22 protein-coding genes are annotated in these 25,251 nt (G+C 65.7%); 10 read left to right on the plus strand and 12 right to left on the minus strand.

Annotated elements, in window-relative coordinates; genetic code table 11:
• Window positions 1-339: 339 nt before the first annotated feature.
• Complete coding sequence (locus GTK09_RS17825) at window positions 340-1,704, plus strand: nucleotide sugar dehydrogenase (protein ID WP_281353457.1); 1,365 nt, start codon at window positions 340-342, stop codon at window positions 1,702-1,704.
• A 31-nt stretch (window positions 1,705-1,735) separates the two neighbouring features.
• On the opposite strand, the gene GTK09_RS17830 is transcribed toward GTK09_RS17825, so the two are convergent.
• Entirely contained in the window at window positions 1,736-2,299 is a 564-nt protein-coding gene (locus tag GTK09_RS17830) for a polysaccharide biosynthesis/export family protein (RefSeq protein ID WP_163464831.1), read from the minus strand.
• Between the two features lie 287 nt (window positions 2,300-2,586).
• Between GTK09_RS17830 and GTK09_RS17835 the strand changes: the two genes are divergently transcribed.
• Window positions 2,587-3,309: a P-loop NTPase family protein gene (locus GTK09_RS17835; protein WP_163464832.1), complete on the plus strand. Its 723-nt coding sequence runs from the start codon at window positions 2,587-2,589 to the stop codon at window positions 3,307-3,309.
• A gap of 136 nt (window positions 3,310-3,445) precedes the next feature.
• Here GTK09_RS17835 and GTK09_RS17840 read toward each other — a convergent pair whose 3' ends face one another.
• Window positions 3,446-4,255 (minus strand): SDR family NAD(P)-dependent oxidoreductase, encoded by an 810-nt coding sequence (locus tag GTK09_RS17840; protein ID WP_163464833.1) that lies wholly within the window; start codon window positions 4,253-4,255, stop codon window positions 3,446-3,448.
• Window positions 4,256-4,301: 46 nt separating this feature from the next.
• On the opposite strand from GTK09_RS17840, the gene GTK09_RS17845 reads away from it, so the two are divergent.
• Entirely contained in the window at window positions 4,302-4,700 is a 399-nt protein-coding gene (locus tag GTK09_RS17845; protein WP_163464834.1) for a winged helix-turn-helix transcriptional regulator, read from the plus strand.
• 148 nt (window positions 4,701-4,848) lie between these two features.
• Here the strand turns inward: GTK09_RS17845 and GTK09_RS17850 are convergent, their stop codons facing one another.
• Window positions 4,849-5,058, minus strand: coding sequence for a DUF2842 domain-containing protein (locus GTK09_RS17850; protein ID WP_163464835.1), 210 nt, complete (start codon window positions 5,056-5,058; stop codon window positions 4,849-4,851).
• 120 nt (window positions 5,059-5,178) lie between these two features.
• On the opposite strand from GTK09_RS17850, the gene GTK09_RS17855 reads away from it, so the two are divergent.
• Entirely contained in the window at window positions 5,179-6,270 is a 1,092-nt protein-coding gene (locus GTK09_RS17855; protein ID WP_163464836.1) for a COX15/CtaA family protein, read from the plus strand.
• Between the two features lie 37 nt (window positions 6,271-6,307).
• On the opposite strand, the gene GTK09_RS17860 is transcribed toward GTK09_RS17855, so the two are convergent.
• Window positions 6,308-6,850, minus strand: coding sequence for a formaldehyde-activating enzyme (locus tag GTK09_RS17860; protein WP_163464837.1), 543 nt, complete (start codon window positions 6,848-6,850; stop codon window positions 6,308-6,310).
• A gap of 271 nt (window positions 6,851-7,121) precedes the next feature.
• On the opposite strand from GTK09_RS17860, the gene GTK09_RS17865 reads away from it, so the two are divergent.
• Both GTK09_RS17865 and GTK09_RS17870 read left to right on the plus strand, forming a co-directional pair.
• Window positions 7,122-7,895, plus strand: a complete 774-nt coding sequence (locus tag GTK09_RS17865) for a dienelactone hydrolase family protein (protein ID WP_163464838.1) — start codon at window positions 7,122-7,124, stop codon at window positions 7,893-7,895.
• Window positions 7,896-8,103: 208 nt separating this feature from the next.
• The gene (locus tag GTK09_RS17870) at window positions 8,104-9,018 is read left to right on the plus strand and encodes a Y4kA family protein (RefSeq protein WP_163464839.1); all 915 of its coding nucleotides are present in this window, start codon (window positions 8,104-8,106) and stop codon (window positions 9,016-9,018) included.
• A gap of 427 nt (window positions 9,019-9,445) precedes the next feature.
• On the opposite strand, the gene argC is transcribed toward GTK09_RS17870, so the two are convergent.
• Window positions 9,446-10,501 (minus strand): N-acetyl-gamma-glutamyl-phosphate reductase, encoded by a 1,056-nt coding sequence (argC, locus tag GTK09_RS17875; RefSeq protein WP_163464840.1) that lies wholly within the window; start codon window positions 10,499-10,501, stop codon window positions 9,446-9,448.
• Window positions 10,502-10,728: 227 nt separating this feature from the next.
• Here argC and GTK09_RS17880 point away from each other — a divergent pair, with 227 nt between their 5' ends.
• The 3 genes from GTK09_RS17880 to GTK09_RS17890 are packed head-to-tail and all read left to right on the plus strand — an operon-like array spanning window position 10,729 to window position 16,311.
• Window positions 10,729-11,478 (plus strand): ImuA family protein, encoded by a 750-nt coding sequence (locus GTK09_RS17880; protein ID WP_163464841.1) that lies wholly within the window; start codon window positions 10,729-10,731, stop codon window positions 11,476-11,478.
• Complete coding sequence (locus GTK09_RS17885) at window positions 11,387-12,943, plus strand: Y-family DNA polymerase (protein ID WP_163464842.1); 1,557 nt, start codon at window positions 11,387-11,389, stop codon at window positions 12,941-12,943. The genes GTK09_RS17880 and GTK09_RS17885 overlap by 92 nt, the downstream gene beginning before the upstream one ends.
• Window positions 12,940-16,311: an error-prone DNA polymerase gene (locus GTK09_RS17890; protein ID WP_163464843.1), complete on the plus strand. Its 3,372-nt coding sequence runs from the start codon at window positions 12,940-12,942 to the stop codon at window positions 16,309-16,311. The genes GTK09_RS17885 and GTK09_RS17890 overlap by 4 nt, the downstream gene beginning before the upstream one ends.
• Before the next feature lie 33 nt (window positions 16,312-16,344).
• On the opposite strand, the gene GTK09_RS17895 is transcribed toward GTK09_RS17890, so the two are convergent.
• Window positions 16,345-17,484 carry a DegT/DnrJ/EryC1/StrS family aminotransferase gene (locus GTK09_RS17895; protein WP_163464844.1) on the minus strand — a complete coding sequence of 380 codons (1,140 nt, stop codon included), beginning with the start codon at window positions 17,482-17,484 and terminating at the stop codon, window positions 16,345-16,347.
• A gap of 170 nt (window positions 17,485-17,654) precedes the next feature.
• Window positions 17,655-18,617, minus strand: a complete 963-nt coding sequence (speB, locus tag GTK09_RS17900; RefSeq protein ID WP_163464845.1) for an agmatinase — start codon at window positions 18,615-18,617, stop codon at window positions 17,655-17,657.
• A 185-nt stretch (window positions 18,618-18,802) separates the two neighbouring features.
• Here speB and GTK09_RS17905 point away from each other — a divergent pair, with 185 nt between their 5' ends.
• Window positions 18,803-19,681, plus strand: coding sequence for an SDR family oxidoreductase (locus tag GTK09_RS17905; protein WP_163464846.1), 879 nt, complete (start codon window positions 18,803-18,805; stop codon window positions 19,679-19,681).
• A gap of 316 nt (window positions 19,682-19,997) precedes the next feature.
• Here GTK09_RS17905 and rpmG read toward each other — a convergent pair whose 3' ends face one another.
• From rpmG to rnr, 5 genes are all read right to left on the minus strand, one after another.
• Window positions 19,998-20,165 (minus strand): 50S ribosomal protein L33, encoded by a 168-nt coding sequence (gene rpmG / locus GTK09_RS17910; RefSeq protein WP_163464847.1) that lies wholly within the window; start codon window positions 20,163-20,165, stop codon window positions 19,998-20,000.
• Window positions 20,166-20,415: 250 nt separating this feature from the next.
• On the minus strand, window positions 20,416-21,615 hold the full coding sequence (locus GTK09_RS17915; protein ID WP_163464848.1) for an MFS transporter: 1,200 nt from the start codon (window positions 21,613-21,615) through the stop codon (window positions 20,416-20,418).
• Between the two features lie 144 nt (window positions 21,616-21,759).
• On the minus strand, window positions 21,760-22,521 hold the full coding sequence (locus GTK09_RS17920; protein WP_163464849.1) for an NUDIX hydrolase: 762 nt from the start codon (window positions 22,519-22,521) through the stop codon (window positions 21,760-21,762).
• Complete coding sequence (locus GTK09_RS17925) at window positions 22,518-22,961, minus strand: DUF983 domain-containing protein (protein ID WP_163464850.1); 444 nt, start codon at window positions 22,959-22,961, stop codon at window positions 22,518-22,520. Before GTK09_RS17925 ends, GTK09_RS17920 begins: the two co-directional genes overlap by 4 nt.
• Window positions 22,958-25,249 (minus strand): ribonuclease R, encoded by a 2,292-nt coding sequence (rnr, locus tag GTK09_RS17930; protein WP_163464851.1) that lies wholly within the window; start codon window positions 25,247-25,249, stop codon window positions 22,958-22,960. The genes GTK09_RS17925 and rnr overlap by 4 nt, the downstream gene beginning before the upstream one ends.
• Between the last annotated feature and the right edge of the window lie 2 nt (window positions 25,250-25,251).

The following is a 25,251-nucleotide window of genomic DNA, read 5'->3' on the forward strand; positions in this document are numbered from 1 at the left end:
AGGGGCCATGCCAGGGTGCGGTCTGTCTTCTGGACGACCAGGATTCTCCCGGCCTCCTTCCCGCTTCCCACCATACATCAATTCGAACACACAGGATTCTCGGGACGGGGCCCGAGAATGACGAGGCCGCGAAGAGTCGCTACCACCCGTCTTCGTAGACGCCGCTTCAAGCCCGCTCGGCCAAGTTCCTCCGCCGATGCAGGCACCCCCCGGGCCCGCCTCCTATTCCCATCCGACATCCGCCCAACCGTCCCAATGCCCTTGCCGCTGACCATGAAATTGCGCCAGTGAGGGCTGACATCGTTCGGACCGGACGAAAGTGCTTGCTGGGGCTCGCCGATGCAGACCGAAGAAACATCCGCACTCGATGACATGGCCGCCGCCTTCATCGGCCGTATCGAGCGGCGCGTGGCCGTCGTTGCGATCATCGGCCTCGGCTATGTCGGCCTGCCGTTGCTGCTGGCCTTTCACAAGAGCGGGTTCCGGACGGCCGGCTTCGACATCGATCCGGAAAAGATCGAGAAGCTTCAGGCCGGGCGATCCTACATCCATCACATCGCGCCCGAGCGGATCGCCGACCTCGTCGGTTCCGGCCGTTGTCATCTGACGACGGACTATTCGCGCCTGTCCGAAGTCGATGCGATCATCATCTGCGTGCCGACGCCGCTGACGACCTATCGCGATCCCGACATGAGCTTCGTCATCGCGACGGCCGAGGCGATCGCCCCGCACCTGCGGCCAGGCCAGCTGGTGACGCTCGAATCGACGACCTATCCGATGACCAGCGAGGATCTGCTCGCCGCGATCCTCGAGCGCGGCTCCGGCCTGAAGGCCGGGCAGGACTTCGCCATCGCCTACTCGCCCGAGCGGGAGGACCCGGGCAACCCGGATTTCGACACCACCTCGATTCCGAAGGTCGTCGGTGCCGACCAGGTGCCGGCTGGCGACATGGCCGAGGCGCTCTACGACCCGGTGGCGAGCCGGGTGGTGCGCGTTCCGTCGATGCGCACTGCCGAGGCCGTGAAGCTCACCGAAAACGTCTTTCGCGCCGTCAACATCGCCCTCGTCAACGAATTGAAGGTGATCTTCGACAAGATGGGCATCGACGTCTTCGAGGTGATCGACGCGGCCAAGACCAAGCCCTTCGGCTTCATGCCGTTCTATCCCGGACCCGGGATCGGCGGCCACTGCATCCCGGTCGACCCGTTCTATCTCACCTGGAAGGCGCGGGAGTTCGGCATCCACACCCGCTTCATCGAGCTTGCCGGCGAGATCAATTCGGGGATGCCGCAATGGGTGGTCGGGCGGCTCGTCGAGGCCCTGTCGGACCGCCTGGGAAAGCCGATCCGCGGCGCCCGCATCCTCGTCGTCGGTCTCGCCTACAAGAAGAACGTCGACGATTTGCGTGAAAGCCCCTCGCTGGTTCTCATGGAGATGCTGCAGGAGCGCGGCGCCGTCGTCGACTATTACGATCCCTACGTCCCGGTGATGCGGCGGACGCGCAAGCATGGCGAACTCGAAGGCCGCTGCTCGATCGCGTGGGACGAGGACAAGCTGGCGCTCTACGACGCGGCGCTGATCGCCACCGATCACGACGGCGTCGACCTGGAGACGCTGGTGCGCCGGGTTCCTCTCGTCGTCGACAGCCGCGGCGCCACGCGGTCGCTGTCACCGGAGCTTCAGGCGCGGGTGGTCAGGGCCTGATCTGCGACCGCGCCTCTCCAAGCCCGATGCCTCAGAACCAGCGCTCGCGGACATAGACCGTATCCCCCGGCATGACGGGATCGGAGGGCAGGGCGCGGCCGGTGGTCACCTGGCCGCCGCTCTTGCGGGTGACGTCGACGGTTCCCTGTTCTGCGCGCGGCGAGAAGCCGCCGGCGACGGCGACGGCATTCTGGACGGTCATGCCGGGAACATACTGGTATTGGCCACCATTGGCGACTTCGCCCATGATGAAGAAGGGGCGATACTGATCGACCTCGACGGTGACGTCCGGCTTGTTGAGGTAGCCGTCGGCAAGGCGCTCGGTGATCTCCTCCTGCACCTGATCGGGCGTGCGGCCGCGGGCCGGCACCTCGCCGACCAGCGGGAAAGCGAGAAACCCCGCCTTGTCGACATTGTAGGCGTTGGTCAGCCCTTCCTCGCCGAAGACCGTGACTTTCAGCCGGTCGCCGCTGTCCAGCCGGTAGGGCTGGGCGAGGCTGCGATGAAATGCATCCGGCGCCGGTTGATAGGAGGCGCAGGCCGGAAGCAGGGTCAGGGCCGAAACGGCGAGAATTGCCAGCCGCAGGTGTTTCATGAAGCTCTTGCCCGGTAAGCTGCCGCCCCGTCGCGACCGCATGTGGCCATTATGAATTCCTTAGGGTTAATCCCCGGTAAATCTCCGCCACGTCTCTCCCGCACCTGCAACTTAACCTCACGGTTACGCCGGCATTGATAGTGTCGAGACAACCTGATGCGCTTGTCTGGAGTTCGCGCTCGGGGGGCGTCGGCATGGTTCGTTGCGGCAAGGCTGGTTCCGCCTCGCCGGGTGGTGCCGGTCATCCCTCTGCAGATCTCTCCGGACGGCATTGCCGGAGAGATGCGATGACGATCGAGCAGTCCCGAGACACCCGGTACGACTTCGAAGCGCCACAAGCGGCCTCCGTCCACAATCCGGATCTGGCAAACCGCCAACGATCTTCCAAAACCGGCACGCTCGCTCAGGCCCCGGGCGAAGGCGATGGCGACGCCGAGCAGGTCGCCACCGCGAGCGAACTTGCCACCGCCATCCAGGCGACCGACATCGTCCGCATCGTCGTTCTGTCGACCCATCGCGAACTCGGCAGCTTCGGCGGCCTGGAACTCGCAAGGCGGCTGTCGGGCGCCGGCCGCGGCACGGTGCTGATCGACCTGACGCCGGAAGGCTCGGTCGGCGGGCGGATGAGCCTGCCGCCGGACGCCCTCGGCTATGCCGATCTTCTGTCCGGCGGGGCAGGGCTCGCCGACATCATCTACCGCGACCACTATACCTCGACCCATTTCGTTCCGACCGGCGGCTTCGAAATGGAGACCGCCGAGGAGGCCGACCTCGCCCATCTCGGCCATGTCCTCGACGCCTTCGCAGAGGCCTACGACTACACGGTCGTCGAGGCCGATCCGCTCGACATTCCCGAGCTTCCGGCGCTGCTCGACGAGACCACGGCTGTGGTCATCGCCGGTCTGCCGCATGTCGACGACCGGATGATCGACGTCGCCGACGATCTGCGCATGATCGGCATCGAGGACATCGTCTTCATGCCGATGGTCCGGCGCACGACCGCCGAATGACCGGCGGCGACCCGTCAGGCAGAGCGTTGAGCGGTGTGGCACAGGATCGCCGATGCCATGACACGGATCCGCCCTTCTAGCCGTTGCGATGCTCATTGGAAGCACCAACGACGAGCCATCCAGGCCGAGCGAAACACTACACTCCAGGCCACATTCCACCGTCGACCCGGAGGTTCGTGCCGGTGATGTATCCAGCCCGGGGGCTGACGAGAAAGGCGATCGCGTCGGTGATTTCTTCGACAGTTCCCACACGCCCCACGGGAACCGCGGCAAATTGCGGGAGCGCCGCTCGTTCCACGTCCTCCCATGGCGCATCTGCGGCAACGCCCTGATCCTCGGCGGCCTTGCGGAAGGCAGCTTCCAGCCTGCCGCTCAATATCGTGCCGGGGGAGACGGTGTTGACGGTGATGCCCTCGCTTGCGACGGCTTTCGCCAGGGATGCGGTCATCGCGACCATGGCCGCCTTCGCGGCGGAATAGTCCGGCCGGCCGGCCGGTGGCATCAAGGCGGCGAGACTGGCGATGTTGACGATCCGCCCCCAGCCCGCGCTCCGCATCTTCGGCAGGACGTGGCTGATCACCCTGACGGCCGCCAGTGCGTTGCGATCGTAGCCGCTCGCCCATGTTTCGGACCGCGTTGTGCTCCAGTCTTCGCTCGCCCCGGAGCCGCCCGCATTGTTGACGAGGATTTCGATCGGCGTGGCGAAGCCCTGCGCCCGATCCACGAGACTCAGGACCGCGCTTTCGCTCGTGAGATCGCCTGTCACGACATGGGCGCGACCACCTTCGGCAACGATGTCATGGGCGACGTCCTCGGCCTTGACCAGGTCGCGGCCATGTACGACGACGACTGCGCCCTCTTTTGCCAGTCCGCGTGCGATCCCCTCGCCGATGCCCTTGCTGCTGCCGGTCACCAATGCCACCTTGCCCTCGATCTTCAGATCCATCTTTTCATCCTCCAGGTGCTTCGGCGGATGTTATGGGAAGAGAGCGATGGGCGAGTCCATTACGCACCTGAAGGTGCCTGTCGAACCGGAACAGCGAGGCACTTGCCTCGGTCCGGACGGATCCGTCGCGCATGTCTCGCGGGTGCTGGGAATGATCAGCGGCCGGTGGAAGCTTCCGATCCTGTTCCGTTTGTTTGCCGAGCCTGCGATGCGTACGTCGCAATTACTTCGCGATATCCCGGACCTGTCTCAAAAAGTCCTGACACAGCATCTGAGAGAGCTCGAGAGTGACGGCCTCGTTGCGAGGCGCGATCTTGGCCGACAGCCGCCGCATGTCGAGTATCGGCTCACCCATGCTGGCTTGAACCTGCTGCCCGTTCTGATGTCGATGCGGGAGTTCTCGCGTTCTCATTCCCTCGATACGGTTGAACGATCGGCGGACTGAACGTCAGGGAGGACTCTCCACGGCCACCTTTCCCACCTCTGCAATTGCTCGGCGGCGGCGCAGAACGCTCTCGTAGCCGCGGTCGCCTGATGGGTCGTGTGGCCACTTGCCCGCCTCTCGTCGGCGCGCGAACGCCTCGATCGGCCGTTCAGCGCTTCGGCTTCGCCTCCATCCAGCGAATGAGGAACATTGCCGGGACGACCCAGAGGATTCCGGTGAAGAAGAAATAGAGGAGGTGGACCCAGCCGCTCGAATCGGCGAGATGCAAGGAGGCATAGGCCGTCGCCAGGACCGCATAGACCACGACGAGGACGATCAGCACGATCGTGCCGATGAATTTCTTCAGCCTGATCGGCATCCTTGCTCCTGCCCGTTGCTGCGACGCCGCTCATGGCCCGCCGGCCTTCACGGCTTTGCGACCATTGGGCTTGCGGCGCGTTCTTGATCGCGGCCGGCTTTGGGTGCAAAGCCGTCATTCATGAGCACACTTGCCTATAGCCTCGAACACCAGCCCGCAACCGGCAGAGAGCGTGACCGAAGGGCCGTGCGCATCTGGCTCTATGCCGTCGCGCTGGTCGTCTTCGCTCTCGTCATCGTCGGCGGCGCGACACGCCTCACCGAATCCGGCCTGTCGATCACCGAGTGGAAACCGATCCACGGCGTGATCCCGCCCTTGTCGGCGGCGGAATGGCAGGAAGAGTTCGAACTCTACAAGCAGATTCCGCAATACGACCAGATCAATCGCGGCATGAGCCTCGACGGCTTCAAGACCATCTATTGGTGGGAATGGAGCCACCGGCTGCTCGCCCGCGGCGTCGGCTTCGTCTTCGCCCTGCCGCTCGCTTTCTTCTGGCTGACCGGGCGGCTCGAGCCGTTTCTGAAGCCGCGGCTCGTCGGCCTCCTTGCCCTCGGCGGCCTGCAGGGGGCGATCGGCTGGTGGATGGTGGCCTCCGGCCTCGTCGACCGCACCGAGGTCAGCCAGTACCGTCTCGCCACCCATCTGACGATCGCCTGCATCATCTTCGCCGCGACCCTGTGGGTGGCGCGGGGCCTGAAGCCGCGACCCTCTACGGAGCGGGCACCGCGCTTCTCGAGCCGCTTCGCGATCGCTCTCTTCGTCCTGGCGCTCTTGCAGATCTATCTCGGCGGCCTCGTCGCGGGGCTGCGGGCCGGGCTGATCTACAACACCTGGCCGCTCATGGACGGATCGCTGATTCCCTCCGGGCTCCTCTCGATGGAGCCGGTCTGGCGGAACTTCTTCGAGAGCCATCTCACCGTGCAGTTCGTCCACCGCTGCGGCGCCTATCTGCTTCTGGCGGCAGCTCTCTTCCATGCGATCACCCTCTGGCGCGCCGCCCCGGGGACGCGGCATGCACGAGGGGCGGTCGTCCTCGTCGGCCTCGTCGTCGCCCAGGCCGCAATCGGCATCGCGACGCTGTTGATGGTCGTGCCCATCGATCTCGCGCTGATGCACCAGGCCGGCGGCCTGATCGTGCTCGCGGCGGCGGTGATCCACGCCCGCAGCCTGCATGGCGGGTATCCGGCGGTGGGGATTTCAGCCGCCACCTGACCGCAGGTCTTCCGGCAGAGCGGCCTTGCCGCGCCGCTCAGTCGTAGTCGACGACGCCGTCCAGCGCGTAGTGCTTCACGCTCTTGCGGTTGGCGATCAGCGTCTCGACGCTGGGTTCGCTCTTCATGGCTCTTGCAATGGCGAGCTTCGTCGCCTCGTAATTGGTGCGGTAGAGATCCGCCTGGTCGAGCTCGGCGTGGTCGGCGCAGCGCGGGTCGAGCCAGATCATGACGATCATGCAGATCTCGTCGGCCATTTCCTTCGGCAGCGTGCCGTCGATCAGGCAGTCGACGATGGCATCGCCGGTCGCCGCCTGGACCACACCGCCGAGGAGTTCGACATAGGCAAGCGATTCGATGGTCGCCTTGGTGGTCATCATCGTCGCCGGTCGGACCATCTGGTTAATGTCGCGCACGACGAACATGCGGGTGTGGCCCTGGACCTGGCCCATCATGCCGGCGAAGGCCTGACCGACCGGCCCCTTCACCGAGCCGATCAGCACTTCCGGCATGGCGTCGGTGTATTGTCCTTCAGCGGCGAGCACCGTCGCCTCGCCGGTGCGGAACCAGATCTCGTTCATCGCTCGTCGTCCCTCAGGTCGAAGACAGGAATTGTCCGCCAGCGATGCGACAGACGCGGGCAAAGCGCAATCGTTTAGCCGCATTCGAGACCGGGTCAGGCCGCTTTCTTGCGGATTTGTTCGCGCTCGGCCAACTCCGCCGAGCCGGCGATCACGGGCGATTGCACGAAGCTTTGAACGGTGAACAGCGAAAATGAGGCATCCTGTCGCTCGCCCGACGCGGTTCGTCCCTTACCCTTCCGACGGACGACATCTCGGAGGAGGGACCACCATGAAGACGACCGCAAAGCTTGCATTCGGGACTGCACTCGGTGCCGCACTCGCGGCCTTTGCCGCCGCCCCGGCGATCGCCGGCGAACCGGTGACCTATCAGGCCGCCGGCGCCGACTACGAGGGCTATTACGCCGCGGCCAGCGGCGAGGCGAAGGGGCTCGTCCTCGTCATCCACGACTGGGACGGTCTCACCGACTACGAGAAGAAGCGGGCCGACATGCTGGCCGAGCTCGGCTACGACGCCTTCGCCCTCGACATGTTCGGCAAGGGCAACCGGCCGGAGAGCATGGACGCCCGCAAGGCCGAAACCGGCAAGCTCTACGAGGATCGGGAGGCGATGCTCACCCGCGTCACCGCCGGTCTGGCCGAGGCGCGCGAGCAGTCGGGCGAGAGCGAAGCCGTCGTCATGGGCTATTGCTTCGGCGGGGCAGGGGTTCTCGAACTCGCGCGGTCCGGCAAGGCCGAGAACGTCGCGGGCTACGCCAGCTTCCACGGCACGCTGGCGACGCCCGACGGCCAGAGCTATCCGGACGGCACGGCGCCGATCCTGATCGCCCAGGGCGGCGCCGATACCTCGGTGACGCCGAGCGAAGCTTTCGACCTCTCCAAGACGCTGGAGGACAAGGGCATCACCTACGAACTCGAGGTCTATTCCGGCGCCCCCCACGCCTTCACCGTGTTCGGCTCGGACCGCTACCGGGAAGTGGCGGACGAGGAGTCGTGGGAGGCGTTCCAGAGCTTCATGGAGCGCTATCTGGGCGAGGAGGGCTGAGGACAAAGCTCCGTTCGTGATTCGTCATCCATCACGCACCTCCCCTCTGTCACGTCCGATAGGAAAGGTGAGAGCCTCGGCCTCATTGGGGATATGACGTAAGGGTAATTAGACCTGGAGTTGCATTTCGATCACATACATCGGACAGAAGAACTTTTATATTCGCACCGACTTCGCTAGGAACTGTCGAAGTCTGGAGGGCGAGTTTGTGCGAACGTACGACAAGGCTTTTCTCGCAGTTGCAGCAATAGTCGCACTCTCCGGATGCGCGATTAGGCCGCTTCCAGATCCCGTCACGCGGACCGACACATATGGAATCTCTCTACATATCCGATGCGAAACCTATCGAGCACTCAGAAAATACGCGATTGGTCTAATTAGAATTCGAAACTCGGAGATCGCTGAACGGCTTGAAACAGGGGCTCTTGAGTTCAAAGATTTAAATCTGAATACTTTGGACGATGAGACAAGAGGCGTAATCGAAAGATATGATCAGACGACGATTGCTTACAGCTTTCGGTTCGAAATCACCGAGTTTAACAAGATCGGAGGTGATATAGATATATTGCATACAATGACGAGTGGGCGGTTTGGTCTTGGTGCGAAAGCAAGCGATGATCATGAGCGCTCAAATACACGGTCGTTTCGCGTAATTGACGACTGGCGGAGTCTGCTCACTGTTTTCAACAGCAGGTATTGTGATACTTTATCTCGCCCTAGTGGATCAAATTTTGCGTACCCCATCGCTGGCGATATCGGGATGGAAGAGCAGATTCGTCTCTTTTATGATATGAACCAGTCCGGTAATTTAGTTGGCTCCGAGACAAACGCGCCGTCGATATCCGACACACTGATATTCACGACAAAAATAGGCGGAAGTATTACTCCTCGTCTAGAGCTGATACCGCTCAACAAAACGACCCAGCTGACAAAAGCCAGTATCACAGGCGAGTTGGGGCGCTGGGATGTCCATCAAGTGATTGTAAACATCTCACTCCCGCCTGAAGAAAAAAACCGTGAACCTACAATTGCCGAACAGAGAGCAATACGCGAACTCAATAGGCAAGAAAATCTGCAGTTAGATAACAATCTTGCACGAGAAATAGCGCGAGAATTGCGCTGATATTAGAAATCTCGAAGAGGAGGATATCCTGATGGCAACTGAAGATAGCCAAAATAATGAATTGGTTCCTTTCTCCCCCGATCTCGTCTTTAAGGTCGTGTCGTACATAATGAATAACAACAAGCAAGACGAGTTTCTTGCATCAATTCCCGCCGATTCTGCGAAAATATGGATATCGGCCGAGCTTGCTAAATTAACGAAATCCTATCTGCCCCCGGAGAGCGACGAGAAATTCAATTCGCTGAGCCTCCGACCAGTCGACAGAGATCGGTGCAGATGCTGATGAAGGAGATGCCATGCGTCTCCGTAATCGAGATGTGCCAACGAGCGGAGGCTTCAGCGTTCGTGCTCGTTGGTATTGATATTTCACGCTTCTGATTGGATGTCAGCTAAGCGAAGGGCGTTTTTGATGTCAGACTATGGAGCCTCACGGAAACAGCGGCAGCTGCTCGATCCCCGTCGTCTCCTCGATCCCATAGGCGACGTTGAAGTTCTGCACCGCTTGGCCGGCCGAGCCCTTCACCAGATTGTCGAGCGTCGAGATGACGATCGCCCGGCCGGGAATGCGGTCGGGGACGACGTTGACGACGACGTAGTTCGAGCCGCGCACCATCTGGGTCTGGGGCAGGACGCCTTCTTCGGCGACGGTGACGAAGGGCTCGTTGGCATAGGTCTCGACGAGCTGGTCGCGCAGATCCTCGGCCGTCGTCTGGGCGGCGAGCTTGACGTAGCTGGTGCAGAGTTCGCCGCGGCTCATTGGGATGAGATGCGGGGTGAAGTTGACGCGCAGGTCGGCGATGCCGGCGGCGAGGCCGACCTCCTGCTCGATCTCCGCCATGTGCCGGTGCTTGCCGACGGCATAGGGCGACAGCCCTTCGCCGGCCTCGCAGAACAGCGTGTTCTCCTTCAGCCCGCGGCCGGCGCCGGAGACGCCGGATTTGGCGTCGATGACGATGTCGGAGGCATCGATCAGCCGGGCCTTCGCCAGTGGGATCAGCGACAGGAGCACCGCCGTCGGATAGCAGCCGGGGCAGGCGATCAGCCGGGCGTCGCGGATCTCGTCGCGGTAGACCTCGGTGAGGCCGTAGACGGCTTCCGGCTGGATGTCGGTCGCCGTGTGCTCGACATTGTACCATTCCTGGTAGATCGCCGGGTCGCGCAGCCGGAAATCCGCCGACATGTCGATGATCTTCACGTCCGGATAGCTGGCGAAGATCTCGCGGGTGATCGTGTGGGTGGTGCCGTGGGGCAGGCCGCAGAAGACCGCGTCGACGGAGCCCCAGTCGGCCTCCTCGACGGTGACGAGATCGGGCAGGTCGACATGGGCGAAATGCTTGAAGACGGCCCGCATCGGCTTTCCGGCATGGCTGTTCGCGGTCAGCACCGCGATCTCCATGTTGGGGTGGCGCAGGGCGAGGCGCACGAGATCGGCGCCCGTGTAGCCGCTGGCGCCGAGAACGCCGATCCTGATCTTTTCAGCCATGTCCGTCTCCATGGTTTGGGGCCGTCGCTTCCTGTGAAGCGTCCGCCCGGGAGTCGAGGCGGGGTTTAAAGCATTTCCTCCCGGCGTCCAGTGGGTGTGCGGAGCACGGGCCGTCCACCGGGCATTGGGAATCTAACCGCTTGACTCCGGGGGAGAATTTTATAGAACAAAAGTAGAACAAATGCTCGTTCCGGAGTCCAGTCGAAGTGTCGTCCGAAGCTGCCCCCATGACTGCCATAGAGTCATTGCGCGCCCGGATCGAGCGGATCGAGGGTGGCCGGCGGCGTGCCAAGTCGGCGCTGGCCTTCGGCCTCGAGGCGCTGGACGGGCGGCTGCCCGACAAGGGTCTGACGCGCGGCGTCCTGCACGAGATCGCCGGCGGCGGCCGGAACGGCGGCGACGGGCCGGCGGCGGCGCTGTTTGCCGCGGGCATTGCCGCGCGCACCAAAGGCAAGGTGCTGTGGTGCCTGTCGCGGCCCGATCTCTTCGCCCCGGCGCTCGCCCAGGTGGGGCTTCTCCCCGACCGGGTGATCTATGTCGAGGCGCGGGACGAGAAGACCGTCCTCGCCTGCATGGAGGAGGGGCTTGCCCATGGCGGCCCGGCGGTGGTCGTCGGCGAGGCGGCGCGCCTGTCGATGACCGCTTCGCGGCGCCTGAACCTTGCCGCCGAAAAGACCGGCGCCATCGCCCTTTGCCTGCGCCGCTGGTCGCGGCCGAACGATGCGGCCGAATTCGGCCGCCCGACGGCAGCCGCCACGCGCTGGCGCATCTCCGCTCTGCCCGCCGCGCCCCTGCCGGTGCCCGGCATCGGGCGGGCGCGCTGGCGGGTGGAACTCATCCGATCCCGTGGCGGCGAGACCGTCGATCTCGAACTGGAGGCCTGCGATGCGACGGGTCGTCTCGCTTTTCCTGCCGACCTTTCCGACCGATCGGCTGCGCCGCCTGTGGGGCGGGCGAAACGCCGGGCCAGCGCCTGACGGCGGGGCGAACGGGGCGGCCGTCGACCTGCCGCTGGTCCTTCTTGGAAGGGAAAAGAACCGCCGGGTGGTGACGGCCGCCGACGGTCTCGCGCGCGGGCAGGGGCTTCGCGTCGGCATGGCGGCGGCCAGAGCCACGGCCGCGGTCGCCGCGCTCGAAGTCGAGGAGCACGACCCGGCGGCGGATGCCGAGGCGCTGGAAAGGCTGGCCCTGTGGGTGCTGGAGCGCTTCTCGCCGATCGTCGCGGTCGACGGGGCGGACGGCATCGTCGTCGATTCCACCGGCGCGGACCATCTTCACGGCGGCGAGGCGGCGATGCTGCAGAGCCTCGTCGGGCGCTTCGCCACGGCCGGCATCTCGGCCCGCGCTGCCGTCGCCGACAGCTGGGGCGCCGCTCATGCGCTGGCCCGCCACGGGGCAGAGCCCGTTTTCATCGCGCCGCCGAAGCATGGGGCCTCGATCCTGAAGCCCTTGCCGGTCGAGGCGCTGCGGCTGTCTCCCGAAACGGCGGAAGCCCTGCGCGATCTCGGCTTTTCCACCATCGGCGATCTCTTGAACACGCCCCGCGCGCCGCTGGCGCTGCGCTTCGGCGAGGCGCTGACGCGCCGGCTCGACCAGGCGGCCGGCCGGCGATCCGAACCGATCGAGCCGCTGCTCCCGGCCGAGAGCATCGTCGCGAGCCGCAACTTCGCCGAGCCGATCGGCGCGGCCGAGACGATCGCCCGCTATCTCGGCAAGCTGGTGGTCATGCTGTGCGACGAGCTTCAGGAAAAGGGCCTGGGGGTTCGAAGGCTCGATCTTCTCTGCCGAAGGGTGGACGACCGGGTGGAGGCGGTGCGGGTTTCGACGGCGCGGCCGGTGCGCGACGTCGGCCGGCTCACCCGGCTTCTCTGCGACAGGATCGAGACGATCGCGCCCGGCTTCGGCATCGAGCGGATGACGCTCGTCGCCACCCTTGCCGAGCCTTTGGCGCCGGCCCAGAAACTTGCCGCCCTGACCGACGAGATCCTGCCCGACGTCTCCAGCCTGATCGACGTGATCGCCAACCGGGTGGGCGAGGAGCGGCTCTATCGCCTCGCGCCGGTCGAAAGCGACGTGCCGGAGCGCTCGGTGCGGCGCATTCCGCCGCTTGCCCCCGAGACCGGCGAGACCTGGCGGCGCGACTGGCCGCGGCCCTCCCGGCTGCTCAGACGGCCCGAGCCGATCGAGACCCTGGCGCTTCTGCCCGACCATCCGCCCGCCTCCTTCACCTGGCGGGGCGTCAGGCGCAGGGTGCGCGCCGCCGACGGGCCGGAGCGGATCTTCGGCGAATGGTGGAAGCGCGACGAAGAGCTTGCCGCCGTCCGCGACTATTTCCAGGTCGAGGCGGAGGATGGCGAGCGCTTCTGGATTTTTCGCTCGGGCGATGGCGAGGCCGTGGAAACCGGCTCGCAGCGCTGGTTCCTGCATGGGCTGTTCGGATGAGCGGCGGCGGTCTTACGCTCCGCGATGCCAAGGCCGGCCCGGCCTATGCGGAATTGCAGGTCACGACGAATTTCAGCTTCCTGCGCGGCGCCTCCTCGGCGGAGGAACTCTTCGCCACGGCGGCGCTGATGGGCATCGAGGCACTCGCCATCGCCGACCGCAATTCTCTTGCCGGCATGGTGCGGGCCCACGAGGCGGCGAAGGCGACAGGAGTGAGGCTCATCGTCGGTTGCCGTCTCGACCTTGCCGACAGCCTGCCGGTCCTCGTCTATCCGACAGACCTTCCGGCCTATTCCCGGCTCTGCCGCCTCCTGTCGCTCGGCAAGGCTAGAGCCGGCAAGGCCAAATGCCATCTCGAATGGGCCGATCTCGAAGATCACCGGGACGGGCTTATCGCCGTGCTCCTTCCGGGCTCTGCCGATGCGGACTGCGCCCGCCAGGCCGAACGGCTCGCCGCGACCTTCGGCGACCGGGCCTACATGGCGCTGACCCTGTTCCGCCGCCCGGGGGACCGGCTGCGGCTGCACGCTCTGTCGGACCTCGCGGCAAAGGCGGGCGTGGCGACGGTCGTCACCAACCACGTCCTCTTCCACGAGCCCGGACGGCGCATCCTGCAGGATGTCGTCACCGCGATCCGCCACAACACGACCATCGACCAATTGGGCTTTCGCCGCGAGCGCCATGCCGACCGGCATCTGAAGCCGCCGCAGGAGATGCACCGGCTGTTTTCGCGATACCCGGACGCCCTGGCGCGGACGGTCGAGATTGCGGAGCGCTGCCGCTTCTCGATGGACGAGATCGCCTATCAATATCCCGAGGAGCGGGACGATCCGGCGCTCACCCCGCAACAGACGCTGGAACGGCTGACATGGGAAGGCGCGGCCGAGCGCTATCCGGACGGCTTGCCGGAAAAGGTCCGCGCCAGCCTTGCCCACGAGCTCGCGCTGATCGGCCGGCTGAACTACGCCCCGTATTTCCTGACGGTGAATTCCATCGTCCGCTTCGCCCGCTCGAAGGACATCCTCTGCCAGGGCCGCGGCTCGGCGGCCAATTCCGCGGTCTGTTTCGTCCTCGGCATCACCGCCATCGATCCGGCCCGCTCGGATCTGTTGTTCGAGCGCTTCGTCTCGGAGGAGCGCCGCGAGCCGCCGGACATCGACGTCGACTTCGAGCACGAGCGGCGCGAGATCGTCATCCAGTGGATCTTCGACACCTATGGCCGCGACCGCGCGGCGCTCTGCTCGACGGTCATCCGCTATCGCACCAAGGGGGCGCTGCGCGACGTCGGCAAGGCGCTTGGCCTGCCGGAGGATCTGATTTCGCAGATTTCCGGCCAGGTCTGGGGCTGGTCGGAGGGGCCGGTCGATCCGGAACATCTGAAGGAGTTGAACCTCAACCTGTCGGACCGGCGGCTGAGGATGACGCTGGAGCTTGCCGGCGCGCTGCGCGGCTTTCCGCGCCATCTCTCCCAGCATCCGGGTGGCTTCGTCCTCACCAACCAGCGGCTCGACGACCTCGTGCCGATCGAGCCGGCGGCGATGGACGGGCGGCAGGTGATCGAATGGGACAAGGACGATATCGACAGCCTCAAATTCATGAAGGTCGACGTCCTGGCGCTGGGCATGCTCTCCTGCATGAAGCGCGGGCTGGATCTTCTGAAAGACCATAAGGCCATTGATCTGGATCTTGCGACCATCCCCGCCGAAGACCCAAAGACCTATGCGATGATCCGCAGGGCCGACACGCTCGGCACCTTCCAGATCGAATCGCGCGCCCAGATGTCCATGCTGCCGCGGCTGAAGCCGAGAACCTATTACGACCTCGTCATCCAGGTAGCGATCGTGCGACCGGGCCCGATCCAGGGCGACATGGTGCATCCGTATCTGCGCCGCCGCGAGGGGAAGGAGCAGGTCGACTATCCCAAGCCCGAACTGAAAAAAGTCCTCGGCAAGACCCTCGGTGTACCGCTGTTCCAGGAACAGGCGATGCGGGTCGCCATCGAATGCGCCGGCTTCACGCCGGGCGAGGCCGATCAGCTGCGCAAATCCATGGCGACCTTCAAGTTCACCGGCGGCGTCTCGGCCTTCAAGGACAAGCTCGTCGCCGGCATGATCGCCAATGGCTACGAAAGGGACTTCGCCGAGCGCACCTTTCGCCAGCTCGAGGGCTTCGGCTCCTACGGCTTTCCCGAAAGCCACGCCGCCTCCTTCGCCCTCGTCGCCTATGCCTCGTCCTGGCTGAAATGCTGGCATCCGGACGTGTTTTGCGCGGCGCTGCTCAACGCCCAGCCGATGGGCTTCTACGCCCCGGCCCAGATCGTCCGCGACGCCAGGGACCACGGCGTCGAGATCCGACCGGTCTCGGTGAACCATTCACGCTGGGACTGCACGCTGGAAGGCGAAGACGAGGCGGGAGCGACGAGCGGCCATCTGGCCGTCCGGCTCGGCCTGCGCATGGTCAAGGGCCTCGCCAACAAGGATGCCGGGGCGATCGTCGCCGCCCGGGCCGAGACGCCCTTTTCGTCGGTGGAAGATCTCTGGCGGCGCGCGGGCGTGCCGGTCGCCGCGCTGACGCGGCTCGCCGAGGCGGACGGCTTCGAGGCCGCGATCGGGCTTTCGCGGCGCGAGGCGCTGTGGGCGATCCGGGCGCTCAGGGACGAACCTCTGCCGCTGTTCGCCGCCGCCGGAAGGGCGGCTGAGCGGCAGACGGAGGAGGGTGAGGATGCGGCATCGCCGGAGACAGCGTCAGCAGTGGCGACGACGCCCGAGCTGATCGAGCCGGAGGTGACGCTTCGCAAGATGGCGGCTGGCGGCGAGGTGGTCGGCGACTATCGCCATGTCGGCCTCTCCTTGCGGGCCCATCCGGTGTCGTTCCTGCGGGCTGACCTGTCGAAGCGCCGCATCGTCCCCTGCACTGCCGCGATGGCGGCCCGCGACGGGCGCTGGCTGGAGGCGGCGGGGCTCGTTCTGGTGCGCCAGCGGCCGGGCAGCGCCAAGGGCGTCATGTTCATCACCATGGAGGACGAGAGCGGCATCGCCAATCTCGTCGTCTGGCCGAAGATGTTCGAGAAATTCCGCCGCATCGTCCTGACGGCCTCGATGCTGGCCGCCCATGGCCGCGTCCAGCGCGAGGGCGAGGTGGTGCATCTCGTCGTTCACAAGCTGACGGATCTTTCTGCCGCCCTGGCCGGCATCGGCGAGCGTGAAGCGCCGTTTCCGCTGCCCCATGGCCGCGGTGACGAGTTCCATCACGGCCCGCCATCGCCCGATCCGCGCGACCAGCCGCCGCGCGCCATGCGCACGCGGGACATTTACATCCCCGATCTGCACATCGACACGATCAAGGTGAAGGCGCGGAATTTCAGGTAGGAAGCGAATGCGTCGGTTCGCGCAGGACTGCGATCAGCCCGAGAGGGCGCCCGCCAGCGCCTCGACGATGTGATCCTGTGTCTCCTCGCTGAGATAGGCGTGCATCGGCAGGCTGATGACGTCGCGCGACAGGGCGTCCGAGACCTTCAGTTCGCCGCCCTGGACCGGAAAATGCTGATAGGCAGTCTGGCGGTGCAGGGGCTTGGGATAATAGATCGCCGTCGGCACGCCCGCGTCGCGCAGCTTCGCCTGCACGGTGCCCCGGTCGGCGCCGCCCGGCAGGCGTACCGTATATTGCGCCCAGGTCGAGACCGCGTCGCGCAAGAGCCTTTGCGGCGTCGCGACGTTCGAGAGCTTCTGGTGGTAGCGCGCCGCGATCTTTCCGCGTGCTTCGATCTCGCCCGGAAAGATCGCCAGCTTTTCCAGAAGGATCGCCGCCTGGAGCGTGTCCATGCGGCCGTTCATGCCGACGCGGATGTTGTCGTATTTGTCTTCGAGGTTCTGGCCGTGGACGCGCAGCGAGGTCATGATCGCCGCCAGTTCGCCGTCATTGGTCTGCACGGCGCCGCCGTCGCCGTAGCAGCCCAGCGGCTTGGCCGGGAAGAAGCTGGTCGAGACGACGTCGGCCCAGGCGCTCGCCTGCTGCCCGTCGATCGTGCCGCCGTACCCTTGCGCGGCGTCGGCGATCAGCTTCAGCCCGTGCTGGTCGGCGATCTTGCGGATCGCCGGATAGTCCGCCGGCTGGCCGAACAGGTCGACGGCGATGATCACCCGCGGCCGCAGCTTGCCTGCGGCCTTTACCTCGGCGATCGCGGCCTCGAGGCTATCCGGATCCATGTTGAAGGTCGTCGCGTCGACGTCGACGAAGTACGGCACGGCGCCGAGCCAGGCGACGACCTCGGCCGTCGCGGCGAAGGTGAAGCTCGGGCAGAACACCGCATCGCCCGGCCTGATGTCCCAGGCCATCAGCGGCAGCGCAAGGGCGTCCGTGCCCGACGCGCAGGACAGCGTGTGCTCCATGCCGACGAAGCTGGACAGGGCGGCTTCCAGCTCGCGGATCTCCGGCCCCATGATGAAGGCGCCGTGGTCGAGAACGGCGGCGATGCGGCGGTCCACCTTGTCGCGGATCAGGTCGCGCTGGGTCTGAAGATCGATGAACGGGATGGGCTGCATGCGGAAGGCCTTTGCGGACGATGCGAATCGCTGAAAGAACGGGCTATGGCCCGAGTTGAGCGAAAATGCGCCGCTGCGCCACTCAACTTTGGTGACGGCGGCTTAACGTGGTGATCGTAGACGCCGCGACGCGGCGACGGACGCAGCGCCACGAAGCCTGCAAGCGATGCTCAGCCGGCCTTCTTCTCCGCCAGGATGCCGAGCACGTACATCGCCACCGTCGAGCCGGCGATGGCCGTGACGTCGGCATGGTCGTAGGGCGGCGAGACCTCGACCACATCGGCCCCGACGAGCTGCAGGTTCTTCAGGTGGCGGAGAACGGCGAGCATCTTGGCGCTGGAAGGTCCGCCGGCGACGGGCGTGCCGGTGCCGGGGGCGAAGGCGACGTCGAGACAGTCGATGTCGAAGGTCAGATAGACGTTGGTGCCGCCGGTGCGCTCATAAATCTTCGCGGCAATTTCGGCGCTCTTCATCTCCTCGACCGCCTCGCCACTGATGATCTCGATGCCGCAGGTGTCCGGCGCATGGGTGCGGATACCAACCTGAATGGATGTCGCGGCATCGATCAGACCGTCCTCGACAGCCTGTTTGACGAAGGAGCCGTGATCGACGCGGGGACTGCCGTCTGCGGCGGCCGCTACCGGCCAGGTATCCTGATGCGCGTCGAACTGGACGAGCGAGAGTCTGCCGTGGCGCTCGGCATGGGCCTGCAGCAGCGGATAGGTGATCGAATGGTCGCCGCCAAGGGTGAGCAAAAACCCGATCTCTCTCAGGATCTCCGTAGCTTCCGCGCGGATCTTCGCATGCGCCGTTTCCGGCAGGCGGTAGTCGAGCAGGCAGTCGCCATAATCGACGACGGCGAGCGCCTCGAAGAGGTCGCGCTCGAAGGGATATTGTGGGTCGTTGTCGAAGATCACCGAGGCCCGGCGCAGCGCCTGGGGCCCGAAGCGTGCACCAGGCCGGTTGGAGACGGCGCTGTCGAAGGGCACGCCCCAGACGGTGACGTCCGTTCCCGAAACGTCCTTGGAAAAGCGCCGGCGCATGAAGGAGAGGGCGCCGGCATGGGTCGGATCCGACGCCGCGCCGCGATTCTCCGTCGCCGTGAAGGCATGATCGATGGATTTGCCGGACATGTCTCGCCCCTCTCGCCAAGTCGCTCCGTTGCCGCAGTTAGGGCGCGAGGCGGAAAAGTCGGAAATCCGGCTCGCGAAATCGTTTCGGGCTGTCTGGCACGGGCGGGCAAGGCCGAAAGAACACCGCTTGCGTCGCGGGCCGTGCCGGTCCACTTTGACGTAAACGTCAATCGGAGGAGACGACCATGGCGGCAACGCTTCAGGGAAAGACAATCTTCATGTCCGGCGGCTCGCGCGGCATCGGCCTCGCCATCGCGCTGAGAGCAGCACAGGATGGGGCGAACGTCGTCATCGCGGCCAAGACCGACCAGCCGCATCCGAAGCTGCCGGGGACGATCCACACCGCGGTCGAAGAAATCGAGAAGGCCGGCGGCAAGGGGCTGGCCGTTCTCTGCGACATCCGCGAAGACGCCCAGGTGGAGGCGGCGGTGGCGAAGGCGGCCGAGCATTTCGGCGGCATCGACATCTGCGTCAACAACGCCTCGGCGATCCAGCTGACCGACACTGAGTCGACCGAGATGAAGCGCTACGACCTGATGAACGGCGTGAACGCGCGGGGCACCTTCCTGGTCTCCAAATGCTGCATCCCGCATCTGAAGAAGGCCGAGAACCCGCACATCCTGACGCTGTCGCCGCCGCTCGACATGCAGGCGAAGTGGTTTGCCGGGCACGTCGCCTATTCGATGGCGAAATTCGGCATGTCGATGGTGACGCTGGGATTGGCGCAAGAGCTGAAGGCCGACGGCATCGCCGCCAACTCGCTGTGGCCGCTGACGGTGATCGACACGGCAGCCGTCCGCAACGTCCTCGGCGGTGCGCCGCTGGCGGCGATGAGCCGCTCGCCGGAAATCGTCGCCGACGCCGCCCATGCGATCCTGACCAAGCCGTCGCGGGAGTTCACCGGCCGCTTCGTCATCGACGAACTCCTGCTGATGGAGGAGGGCGTTACCGACTTTGCGAAATACGGGCCGGAGAACGGCGTGCCGATGGCCGACTTCTTCGTGCCCGACGCGGCGTTCGAACAGGCGCTGACGAAGGTGCGGCAGCAGCCAGGCGCTCGCTGAGTCCGGCAGGACGCGGCGGATGAGGGAAGCCCCTCATCCTGAGGCGTGGAGCCGCTCGCAGAGCGGCGGAGCCTCGAAGGGCGAGGGGCGGCAGGCGCCATCGCTGAAAGGACCGAAGCCATCCCGGCGTCGGCGCCCCGCACCCTCGCCCTTCGAGGCCGCCTGCGGCGGCACCTCAGGATGAGGGCGCTCGGAATTTATGGAGTTCGCACGCCAACCCCAACGCAAAGCGGCCGTGGCGGAAAATCCCGCCACGGCCGCTCTCGATTCGCACGATCGATCAGTGCCTCGACCGCGAGTGGCGGTCGCAGCTAACTTACTTGATCTTCGTCTCGCGGAACTCGACGTGCTTGCGCGCGATCGGGTCGTACTTGGTCTTGGTGATCTTGTCCGTCATGGTGCGCGAGTTCTTGCGCGTGACGTAGAAAAAGCCGGTGTCGGCGGTGGACAGCAGCTTGACCTTGATGGTGGTCGCCTTGGCCATGGTCTTCCTCGTTCTGATGATACGCAGGAACGATCCCGGTCGGTAAAACCTCCCGCAATCGACCGCTGGCCTGCGCCGATGGAGTTCTTGCCGGGCGATGCCGACAGGCTTTCTCGCAGATACAGCGAGCCGCCCGTCGCGCAGCGCCGGCAAATTCGGCCGGACAATAGCCATGAACGCGATTCTGTCAAGGCTTTGCACAGGTACGAACGGCCCGGCCGGGATGCGAAGACCCGCCCTCAACGGGCGGTCAGGATGACCGTGCGGTGAGGATACGCCCGAGCGCCAGTGCGAAATAAATCGCGAAGAACACTGCAAGCGACCAGGCGAAACCGCTCGGCCCGAAGACGTCCATCGTGCTGCCGATCGCCTGCGGACCGATGAGCATGCCGGCCGAATAGCAGAAGATGAAGGCGGCATTGGCGTCGGCGAGATCACGCGCCGGCAGGCGCGCGCCAAGATGGGCGAGACCGACGGTGTAGAGCCCGGCGACGACGCCGCCCCAGACGAACAGGACGCAGGCCATCAGCCACCAGTCGTGTACGAGATATGGCAGGCATAGCGTCCCGACCAGCCCGACGCCGGCGCAGATGGCCAGCAGCGTGCGCCGGTCGCGCACCCGGTCGGACAACAGGCCGATCGGGATCTGCATGACGACGTTGCCGATGCCGACGGCGGTGAGAAGCTGGGCTGCTGCGGCCTCGGAGAAACCGACCCGCTCGCCGAACACCGGAAACAGCGTGAAGCCGCCCGATTCCACCGCGCCGAAGATCAGCACCGCACCGGTCGCCGTCGGGACGGCATAGACGTATCGCCAGAACGAGCCCTTTCGGCGGTCCTTGGAGATTGCCGGTTCCCGGTTCCAGGCGAAGAACAGCGGGATCGCCGACAGGAAGATGACGCCCGCGCCGATTCCGAATGGCAGGAAGCCCTGGGAGCCGGTCTGCGAGAAGATCCACGGGCCGGCGGCGAACCCCAGCGACAGCACCGTCGCATAGATCCCGAGCACGAGCCCGCGCTTGCGACGCGGCGCCGAGGCGTTGATCCAGAATTCGGACAGGACGAACAGCGCGGTGATCGAGAAATGGAAGGTCAGCCGCAGCGGAAACCACGTCCAGAACGGCGTGAAGACGTAAAAGCCGATGGCCGACAAGCCCGCGACGACGATCGCCGTCAGCATCGCGACCCGAACCCCGATGCGCTGGGCGATCGGCGTGATCAGCGGGGCGGCGGCGAGGGAGGCGAGACCCGCCACGGCGGAATTGGCGCCGATGAGCGAAGCCGAGATGCCGCGCCGTTCGAGAATGACGCTGAGGAGCGGCAGCCCGAGGCCAAGGGCAATGCCGACGGCGCTGATCGAGGCGATGGCAGCAGCCGCCGACAGCCAGTCTACGGATTCGAGCTCGGCCTCGGCTTCGGCGAGGATGTCGTCCGCGGTCGATCGATCCAAGGTTCTATTCCCGTTGAGAGCGAGCCGACGGATGAGCCGCCGGTCCGGCGAGGCGGCGGCTGGCCCGCAACGGCAAGGTGGATGCGCCCGGAAGCCCGGCCGGGTCGACGAAGCGCGGCGGATCTTCGAACGGACGGGTCATTGCTAGACGAGATCTTTTTGAAAAGAGCCGTCGACCACCCGGTAGAACGGCATCCTCACCGAGGCATCCTGCCACGTACCATCCTTCATCCGCGTCATGACCTCGGCGAGCACGGCCCGGGTGATCGGGGCGATGGAATGATCGTCCAGCGCACCGGCCGAAATCCAACCGATCCGTTCGAGCTCGTCGCTCGGCGGATCGAAGGACTCGGTGATCCCTGCGATCGATGACGCGCTGATGACGAAGAACCTCGTGTCGAAGCATCGCGGCGCGCCCTGCGGAGTAATCGCCCGGGCGACCGGCACCAGCGCGCCCGTCGCCGGCGTCATGCCTCGCTTGGCAAAGACGTCGAAAGCCGCCGGCACCGACCCCGCATAGGGGCGGTCTTCGGCAATCAGGAGCCCGGTTTCCTCGAAGGTTTCGCGGATCGCCGCGAAGGCAAGGGCGCCCGCGTGAACGGCGGTGAAGTCGGCAGAAACGCAGCCCATCAAGCGGGCAAGGACGTCGTCCGCGAGCGTCACGGTGGCGGCAAGATGACGGTCGCATTCGTCGACACGGCCGCCGGGAAAGACGAAGCGGTTCGCCATGAAGACATGCCGGGCGCCCCTCATTCCCATGAGAAAGCGCGGCAAACCTTCGCTTTCGTCGACGATGATCAGCGTCGCCGCGTCATGGACCGGCGTCGTGGCACCTTCGCCGCCCCGCACCACGACCTCCCGCCGCTCGGCTTCGAGACCGTCCAGCAGTTCGGCATCGCTCGTCACCCGCGGGGCTCCTCTGACTGCGGCTCGTCGGAGAAGCCGCCCATCTTCAGCGCCCATTGCAGACCGATCGTCGCGCCCTTCAGCGGCTGCATCAACGCGAGGCTGAGGAGGACGGTGACCGGCACCCAGATCGCCAGATGCTCCCACATGGTCAGTTCGACCATCTCCTCCATCGCCATGAAACCGGCGACGACGATGTGGCCGACGATGAAGATGGTCAGGTAGGGCGGCAGATCGTCGGCGCGGTGGTGATGCACCTCCAGGCCGCACACGCTGCATTCGTCGACCGACTTGACGAAGCTCTTGAACAGCCGTCCCTCGCCGCATTGCGGGCAGCGACACTTGAAGCCGCGCCAGAGGGCACGGCCGATCGGCCGCTCCTCCGCGCTCGGGCGCCAGGTGGCGTCTGCGGTCGGAACCGCGTTGCTCGCCTCGCTCATCGCCTTCTCCTTACCTTCGCCTTGACGTTCCGGTCGCGGTCCTTGAAGCGGCCGCGCTTCGACGTCTTGTGGAACGAGCCCGTTGCGCGCGGCAGTTCGCGCGGCTCGCTCAGCATCTCGAACTGCAGCGACCCGGCCAGCGGCAGGGCCTGGACGAGGCGAACCTCTACCGTATCGCCGAGCCGATAACCATGGCCGGACCGGTCGCCCACGAGGCTGTGGGTGGCCTCGTCGTAGTGGAAATACTCGTTTCCGAGGGTGGCGATCGGCACGAAACCGTCGGCGCCGTAGGTCGGCAGCTGGACGAACAGCCCGGCCCTGGTCACCCCGGCGATGCGGCCGTCGAAGGTCTCGCCGACGCGCTCGGCGAGGTGATGGGCAATCAGCCGGTCGACGGTGTCGCGCTCCGCCGCCATGGCGCGGCGCTCGGCTCGCGAAATCTCCTCGGCCGTTTCCGCCAGAAGTTCCTCGTCCTCCTTCGACAGGCCGCCTTCGCCGAGGGAAAGCGCCGTCACCAGGGCCCGGTGGACGATCAGATCGGCATAGCGGCGGATCGGCGAGGTGAAATGGGCGTAGCGGGCGAGGTTGAGGCCGAAATGGCCGAGATTGTCGGGCGTGTACACGGCCTGGGACTGGGACCGCAGGACCACCTCGTTGACCAGCTGCTCGTTGTCGCCGCCCTTCACCCGGGCGAGGATCTGGTTGAAATGCGAGGGCCTGAGCGCGCCGGCCTTGGCGAGGGAGATGTCGAGGCTCTTCAGGAACTCGCGCAGCCCCTCGAGCTTCGACAGCGACGGCGCGTCGTGGGCCCGGTAGATCAGCTGCTGGCGCTGTTTCTCGAGGCTTTCGGCCGCGGCGACATTGGCGAGGATCATGAACTCCTCGATCAGCCGGTGGGCGTCGAGGCGCAGCGGCACGACGACCTTCTCGACGCGGCCGCTCGCGTCGAGCTTCAGCCGCCGCTCGGGCAGGTCGAGATCGAGCGGCTGGCGACGTTCGCGGGCCTGGCGCGACAGCCGGTAGGCTTCCCAGAGCGGCTTCAGCACGGTCTCGACAATGTCGGGGTCGACATCGCCCGCCGCGCCGTCGATCGCCGCCTGCGCCTCTTCGTAGGCGAGCTTGGCGCAGCTCTTCATCATCACGCGGTGGAACGTGTGCCGGCGCTTCTCGCCATCGGCGCCGAGGACGAGACGGACGGCAAGGGCAGGGCGCTCGACGCCCTCGCGCAGCGAGCAGAGATCGTTGGATATCCGTTCGGGCAGCATCGGCACGACGCGGTCGGGGAAATAGACCGAATTGCCCCTGAGCCGCGCCTCGTTGTCGAGCTTCGAGCCCGGCCGGACATACCAGGAGACGTCGGCGATCGCGACGGTGACGACGAAGCCGCCCGGATTGGCGGGATCCTCGTCCGGCGCGGCATGGACGGCGTCGTCGTGGTCCTTGGCATCGGCGGGATCGATGGTGACGAGCGGCAGCTTGCGCCAGTCCTCGCGGTCCTTCATCCCAGCCGGACCGGCGGCTTCGGCTTCCTCCAAAACGGCTTTCGGAAAGACGTGCGGGATGCCGTGGGCATGGAGCGCGATCGAGGAAATCGCCCGTTCGGAATTCACCGAGCCGATGACCTCGACGATAATGCCGGTCGGCAGGCCGATGCGCCGGCGCGGGCCGGCCTCGACTTCGACCAGATCGCCGTCCTTGGCGTCCTTGGCGTCACCCGGCGGGATCATGTATTCGGACTGCTTGCGCTCGACCGGCTCGACCCGGCCGCCGCCGCCGGGCACCGCCCGGAAGACGCCGAGCGACAGGCTGCGGCGCTTTTCGAGGACGCGGATGATCTTCAGGTAGCGCTCGCCCGCAGCCTCGCTCTCGCCGCCCTCTTCGCCGGCCTCGACCACTTTCGCGAGGATGCGCTCGCCGACGCCGGGGACTTGGCCCTTGGCGCGATCGATGCGGACCGGCAGGCTCGGCGGATCGCCGTCCTCCAGCCGGTCCCAGGTGACGGGCTCGGCGACGAGCGCGCCTTCCGCGTCACGCCGGCGGATCTCGAAGACGCCGACCGGCGGCAAGGCGCCAGGGGTCTTGAAGCGGCGGCGGTCGCCCGAAATGACGCCGTCTTCCTGCAGCTCCTTGAGAAGGTGCTTCAGGGCGATCCGGTCGTCGCCCTTGACGCCGAAAGCCTTGGCGATCTCGCGCTTGGAGGCGCGGCCGGGATTGTCCGCGACGAAGCGCAGCACCGCTTCTCGGGTGAGCGTCGGGGTCTCGTCCGCGCCGGCCTTGCGCCTTGCCATGG

The sequence above is a fragment of the Jiella pacifica genome (genome assembly GCF_010500815.1).
Taxonomy (GTDB): Bacteria; Pseudomonadota; Alphaproteobacteria; order Rhizobiales; family Rhizobiaceae; genus Jiella; species Jiella pacifica.